Source organism: Emticicia sp. (assembly GCF_043780375.1).
GTDB lineage: Bacteria > Bacteroidota > Bacteroidia > Cytophagales > Spirosomataceae > Emticicia.
This window is the reverse complement of the sequence record NZ_JAYWCU010000028.1, coordinates 1-6,909: the sequence shown is the minus strand read 5'-3', so window position 1 is coordinate 6,909 and position 6,909 is coordinate 1. Positions and strand designations below refer to the sequence as shown.

General features: G+C 35.5%; 7 protein-coding genes. 1 reads left to right on the top strand and 6 read right to left on the bottom strand.

Annotation, left to right across the window (positions count from 1 at the left end; translation table 11 throughout):
- The coding region (locus tag ACH2CJ_RS02290; protein WP_394990458.1) for a helix-turn-helix domain-containing protein at positions 1-309 on the top strand (309 nt) is incomplete at its 5' end.
- A 44-nt stretch (positions 310-353) separates the two neighbouring features.
- Here ACH2CJ_RS02290 and ACH2CJ_RS02285 read toward each other — a convergent pair.
- The 6 genes from ACH2CJ_RS02285 to ACH2CJ_RS02260 all read right to left on the bottom strand — a co-directional run bounded on the left by ACH2CJ_RS02285 (position 354) and on the right by ACH2CJ_RS02260 (position 6,764).
- Entirely contained in the window at positions 354-566 is a 213-nt protein-coding gene (locus ACH2CJ_RS02285; protein ID WP_394990457.1) for a hypothetical protein, read from the bottom strand.
- A gap of 44 nt (positions 567-610) precedes the next feature.
- On the bottom strand, positions 611-904 hold the full coding sequence (locus ACH2CJ_RS02280; protein WP_394990456.1) for a putative quinol monooxygenase: 294 nt from the start codon (positions 902-904) through the stop codon (positions 611-613).
- Positions 905-931: 27 nt separating this feature from the next.
- Positions 932-2,932, bottom strand: coding sequence for a gliding motility-associated C-terminal domain-containing protein (locus ACH2CJ_RS02275; protein ID WP_394990455.1), 2,001 nt, complete (start codon positions 2,930-2,932; stop codon positions 932-934).
- Positions 2,933-3,047: 115 nt separating this feature from the next.
- The gene (locus tag ACH2CJ_RS02270) at positions 3,048-3,629 is read right to left on the bottom strand and encodes a TIGR00730 family Rossman fold protein (RefSeq protein WP_394990454.1); all 582 of its coding nucleotides are present in this window, start codon (positions 3,627-3,629) and stop codon (positions 3,048-3,050) included.
- A gap of 177 nt (positions 3,630-3,806) precedes the next feature.
- Complete coding sequence (locus tag ACH2CJ_RS02265) at positions 3,807-4,715, bottom strand: DUF72 domain-containing protein (RefSeq protein ID WP_394990453.1); 909 nt, start codon at positions 4,713-4,715, stop codon at positions 3,807-3,809.
- Positions 4,716-4,751: 36 nt separating this feature from the next.
- Positions 4,752-6,764 carry a hypothetical protein gene (locus tag ACH2CJ_RS02260; RefSeq protein WP_394990452.1) on the bottom strand — a complete coding sequence of 671 codons (2,013 nt, stop codon included), beginning with the start codon at positions 6,762-6,764 and terminating at the stop codon, positions 4,752-4,754.
- Positions 6,765-6,909 lie beyond the last annotated feature (145 nt).

The window sequence follows — 6,909 nt, the reverse complement described above, 5'->3', positions numbered from 1 at the left end:
ATGAACAAGGTTTTTGAGTTTGTGATGCTAAAATATCAAGAAGAAATTCAGTTGAAAGATGTGGCAGACTTGGCAAATATGAGCGAGTCGGCATTTAGTAGATATTTTAAGAAACGCACTCGCCGAACTTTTACACAATTTTTAGCAGAGATTCGTATCGAACATGCTTGCAAGTTGCTAATGGTAGACAAAATGAGCGTAGCTGAAATTTCATTTGAAAGTGGATTTAATAATCTTTCAAATTTTAACCGACAGTTTAAAGCAATCAAGAAAACAACACCTTTGGCTTATCGAACAAAGTTTTTGTAAAAGTTAATTGTGAATAGAAAAAATAACTCCTAATCGACTCAAAATTAGTGCTTTGGACAATCGCATTGATTTTTTCCTCTAAATATGCCCCACATAAAGCCTTTTTTCTTGCGATAACTTCCACTTTTGTTTTTACGTCCGCCATCATTGGCTTTTTGAATTTGCATTTTAGTCACTAATTTACTTTCAGACGCTTGCGAAAACTCTGGCATGAAGACTAAAACACTTAAAAAGAATATAATTATTATTTGTTTCATGTAGCTTGTTATTTTAAATAAGCAACGAAAAATACGGTCAAAAATTACACAACAATCAAACTTTCGACTGAGAAAGCAATAGGTTTATCGGCAAATATTGCTTTAGTTTTTGCCCAAGTTATTTTGAAAAGTTCTGAATCTCGGTAATTATTCAAATCTATTTCAGAGTTCCAGTGGCTGTGTGTCATAAAAATTGTAGGGTGGTTAATGTCGTGCATCAGTTCAAGATGCTGACAACCATTCATTGCCTTGATTTTATGCTTTGAGTCATTAAATATTTTCAGGAATTCTTCGATTTTATCTTCTCTAAAAGTCATTCTGACGTATCGTATGAGCATTTTTAGTATTTTCTTTATTTTTCTCAACTATTTCACAACCATAATTCGACCGTTGGTCTTGGTCAATTCCCCTTTGAAATCAATGGCGTTTATTTCATAATAATATTGTCCTTCAGGCACAGAGCTACCATCATACGAGCCATCCCAACCTTTTTTATAGTCTTCAGTTTCAAAAATTACATTTCCCGAACGATTATAAATTCGCATCTTAAAATCTTTGATGAAAATACCTTTTATCTCAAAAACCTCATTGATATTATCTCCGTTTGGAGTAAAAGCATCGGGCATAAACATCAGTAATTTTTGGGCATAAAGCACTTCATTTGAGTAACTAACAAGATTATTGGTAGAAACTGCCCTCACCCGAAACTTTACGATTGGATTGGTTGGGTCAATGCTGCTTGGGTCTGGGTCAAATTTTAGGTTTTTATCAACCTTTGTAGTGGTCAATACGGATCCTTTATCATCTATTTTTTCAACATAATAAGCATTCAAACCCAAAAGAAACTTCTGATACTCTGTCCATTTAATTCCCGAACCTTCTAAAGTTAAAAACGATGGACAAAATGCCGCCGAAGTATCCGAAATAATTCCGCAGGTATTTTCATAGGCAACTTTATAACATTCTCGCTGATTGGTCGGATTCGACTTGTCATCAATTGTTCGAGTACCATTTCCAATATAAAACGATTCTAACTTATTATTTTTCCAACGATAAAAATTGTAGTTTTTAAGTCGCTGACCAGCTGGTAAAGTGGCTGTTATACTCACTTTTTCTTTTTCGACCGACACCAAAACATTCGTAATTATTGGTGGCTTGGTACTATCAACGCCAATGACATTGATAGTGCGAGATATTGATTGGACTGCCCCCGAAAGAGCAATAATCTGATAACTATAAGTAGTACCGCAAACTGTCGGTCGGTCGGTAAGGGTGTCGGTAGAAGACTTTGTAATATTTTTGAAATTAGTATTTCCATTTCTAACTACTCGATAAGATACAAATCTTGCAGGAATTAATGTTTTCCATTTTAAGAAATTTCGTTTATCTAAAGTCGTAACTTGAAGAGGAATCGAACAACTTGAGTCCGAATAAGTAGTTCTTGCACAAGCATCTGTTACGCCTACTTTATAGCAATATTGGGTCTTATTTGCTTCTTTTACAGGTATTTTTACGACATTAAGTCCAAAGGTTGGATTTACAGTTTTTTTAACATTTTGATAATTTCCTGTGCCAGTTTTTTGATAAAAATCGTACGTATTATTTACACCAACAGCATAGCGAACTTGAATTGTATCATTGTCCTGCACAGTCAAACTGAACAAATTAGGAAAAAAAGAGCTTTTGCCGGTGGGTGCAACATTTGTATTTGTTATTACATCGCAAAGCTCACTTGCTTTTTTACCTGTTATCGTAATTGTTCGATTATTTGTATTAATATAAGTATGTTTTTTTGCTATTAAAGGAATTTGAGTTTTTGAAATAGTTTCTACCGCAGTATTATCGCCCCAATTAATGACATAAGAGTCAAAAGTATTACTGGCGTCGGTTGGAATATCTATTTGTGCTTGCATAGGAACACAAGTGCTGACCGTAAACTTAGGTGTTGATGAGGGTATTTTCACATCAATTGCCTGACAAGCATAAGACTTAATTGTGCGAGTAGTAGCATCGAAACTTACTTGTATCACAATGTATTGTCCAGCCGTTGTTGTAGGAATGGTTCGGTTATTACCTGCGGCATAGCCATTAGGAGGGGCAGGAAAGGCTGGTCGTGTAGTATTGAAATAATATTGGATATTGGCAAGCCCACTTTTATCGGTAACCGTAAAAGTATTATTAGGGCAAACGGTTACTTTGTTAGTAGTATTACCATCAACGGTTGTTTTTATATTATTGAAATTTATTTCGAACTTTCCTTTGACTGTGGTAGTTGGTAAACCTGTTGTAGGGCATTGTGCCGATGAAACTCCAAATTTTGACAACAGAAGCATTAACCAAAAAGCATTTTTAAAGGTCATTTTCATCGTTAATAGGGGGGGGGGGATTTGAAGCAAAACTTTTGGTAAAGTTCGCCAAAAAATTAATATTTCAAATTTATTAGACGAAAATTAACATAAAAGCGTTGCACCATTTTAAATATTAAATTTGCTCTCTTTTTAGCCATTTTTCGTGATAAGAAGGTTTAAATGCCTCCATTTTTTGCAATAGGTCTTCGATATTGTCTGAAACAATGACTAAATTTCTATTTTCAGGTTTCAAGAATCCCTCTTCTACCATTACATCTAATTGTTTCAATAAATGGTTATAAAAACCATTAAGATTTAGCAAACCAACGGGTTTTTGGTGCAAACCTAACTGCGACCACGACAATATTTCAAACAATTCATCCATGCTTCCATAGCCTCCAGGCAGCGTAATAATTCCATCACAAAGTTTTTCCATGAGAGCTTTTCTTTCGTGCATGCTTTCTACTTTGTGCATTTCTGGAAGATTTTTATGACCAACTTCCATACGGTCTAAAAAGTAGGGTATGATGCCTGTAACTTGACCATTATTTGCCAAAACAGCATCGGCAATGATTCCCATTAAGCCTATACTACCTCCCCCATAAATCAAACGTATATTGTTGATAGCTAAGATTTTGCCAAGTTCTTCGGCAGTTTCTTTATAGATGGGCTTTGTACCTGGATTTGCTCCGCAATAAACTAAAATCGCTTGCATATTATTGTTGATTGGTTGTTATTCGCTAAAAAATAAAACCCGACAAAGCGTCGGGCTTATTTAGTTCGCTAAATTTGTCAGGAAAAAAAATCTTTGTTGTAATATGGATTTATTTTACGGTTTTGTATTTTTCATGCAATTTATAGAGTTGCACAATACAATGCAAGTGTTTTTTTATTAGAACAAGCTACTTTGAATGACCTGTGGCGTAATTTTGGGTGCTTGAATCTGTAAATTTACTAAAGCATTTAATCGGTCTATCCAATACTTTGTTAGTTCGGGAGCAAACTTGTTTTCGCCACAATGTACGAAGATATAAGCATTTTTCAGTCCCATTTCGAGCCAAGCTACTAGGCGGTCACACCACGCATCAATGCGAGTATAGTCGGTAGGATGAAGTTCATTTCCTACAAATCGTAAGGTCAAATTGGGTGTTGTTAAAGTGTTATGAAGTACATCTCTTCGTCCTGATACATCTGTTATTACTGTGCCTATTTTCATTTCGGCGAGCATTTGGCAAGTATTTGTCCAAACTTTTTTATCTTGAAACCAATCTGCATCACGAAATTCAATTGAAACAGGGAAATTGGACGGTAATGATTTTAAATAATTTTCAAGAAATTTTATTTGTCGAGGATTAAAAGTGGGTGAAAGTTGCAGAAATGTCATGCCCAAATGCTCTTCTAAACCCAAAACGGCATTGCAAAATTCAGCTGTAAGTGCCTCACAACCAACCAATTGACGGTCATGGCTAATAACTTGTGGGAATTTTGGACAAAATTTGAAACCATCAGTAGCAGCATCTTTCCACCGCTGAATAGTTTCATAAGTTGGAATTTGATAATGAGTAACATTCAACTCAATGGTATTAAACTGGCGAGTGTAGTAATTGAGAAAATCTTTGTCTTTGGCATTATAAGGGTAAATTTTACCAATCCAATCTTTATTTGCCCAAATCGGCAGACCGAAGTATATGTTAGATTTTTGGCTCTTCGGAGCTAAATCAAGAAATTTTGCCGTCAGTGGATTGTCAGGCGGAAGCGTAAAGTCTATATTTGAAATATCTTGAAGTTTTCCGAAATCCATGTTCTTCTCTTTATATTTTATAGTTTCGTGAATTCATTATTCACATAAACGATAAACCCTACATTCATGTTGCCAACTATATTCGCCAGTTCCGAGAATAAACTGCAAAGGGTGGTTGAAAGTTGCTTCACGTAATAAGTTTTCATCAATGTAACTTTCAGCATTAAGGTTTGCCACAAAAACATATTTTGGATTATCTTTTAATGTCCAAATCATTAGCTTTTGCGTTTGGGTAGGTTCGAGCAGCCATTTGACTTCTTTTTGTTTTATTTCTTCCCAAATGAGTTCTGCCAAAGTCTGAAACTGTTGGAATACGGCAAATTGATGATGATTTTGCCCCCAAATATATGAGCCATGCGTAACTTTATCATGGTTGTTTTCATCTCTAATATCAAAAACGTATAATTTGCTATATTCTTCGTTTTGCCCTCTTTCTATATGTAGATTTCTGGTTTCAAAACCTAAACCAACATAGCTTGGCATATCAGTCAGAAATAGTGCTACAAAAAACCTTAAATGATTAGCTGTGCGATAAAATTCGTCGAACCGAGGGTCGTCTTTATCGGCGGTCATTACCGTATAGTTTGGGGCAAACTGCCTGGTATTCAATAGCTTATGATAAGTTACAAACTTTTCCATATATGCTTCTGACCCCACTACAGTACCTTGTAAATCGCCTAAAGTTGAGTCGGCTTCAATGGCTTCCAAATGGTCAAGTTCGTTGCCATAGCCCATAAAATCAGGTTCTACCAAAAAGGTTTCTGCAAAAAAAGCAAAATGTTTGACACCTTGTTGATGTACAAATTTCTTAACAGCCATTAAGGGGTCATAATAAGCATCGGGCTTCTTCGGCACACCCGTTGGGCGAGGTTGCACATGAGCCATATCTCCCCGCATAAAATCAAGGTTATAGGTTTTTTGACAATCATACACTTTCTGAAAAAAGTATTGCCAAGCATATTTATTGGGGTTTTCAAAATCTAATTCCCAATTGCTATTATCGTCTTTTGAATGGTAGAATTTATAACGAGCCAAAGGCCCAAAGACCCTTGACATTGCTTGTGGTTCGTCAAATTCGTAGGTGTACCACCGATTGCCATTCTCATCAATAATAAAATCTTCGGCATTGATATGCAATCCACGGTAGGGGGGAGCCATCGTCATTGGCAAAGTTTCATAGCCTTGATAAATCATTTCGTGCATGAGTTCAACTCTACGCCTAAGCCTTCCTTGATAGTCATTTTTATGCCCAAAAATAATTTCTAAGCGTTGTTCATCACTTAGAATTGGTATTTCTGGAGAAAAGAAGGTGTTTTTTGAATAGGAGATAGGTGTGCCATTGGCAGTGCCATTTCTACCCAAATAATGCCAAATAATTTCTTCAATATCACGATAAATTGATTCAGAATTACTTGTTATTCGACCGCCTACACGTTTGATCCACTCAAAAAAACGGGGATAAGCAATCACCATTTCAGAAAAACGGTCGGTGTGTGGAATAACGTCCATTCCAACACTTTTACCCATTGAATGAAGAATATTGATAACAAATTTTAATTGTTTTTCAACGGTATTGAGTGCTGGAATTGCAGTGGATAATTCATGACTAAAAAACTCAGGATTTATATTAAAACTTGTCATTCCGTATAGGCTTCCCACTACGCCAGGCTCCCAAATCGGTAATAAATGTATTGAATCTTGCGTTTTTGGAATGGTAAACGCATATTTTATAACATTAAAAAAATTACCAATCGTTCGAACATTGATTCCAACCATATTCGATTTTTTGAGCCAAGAACTATCCTGATAATGACTCACAGGGCTATCAATGGTCTGATGAGTATCCAAGGCACGTTGAAGCGTTTCGCTACCGAGTCGGCGTTGCAAAATATCTAAGACGTCATACACATTTAGTTGCACAGCAATTTCAGGCAACAGATTTTGAATGTACGACGTTTGGTGCGAAGTATATTGGTCTTTATACAAATAGTGATTCTGCCGCCACAAATCGAACATCGATGGTTGTGTTGCATTAGTATCAATCGTCATTAGATTTTTATCATAGGTTTATATACAAAGTTATAAAATACCCATATAAAGAAAACAGTTTTGAACAAAAAAGTATTGAAAAAACAAAAAAGCCTCATTTGAAATTTTCAAATGAGGCTTTAATTTAATTATAATCGACTTTATT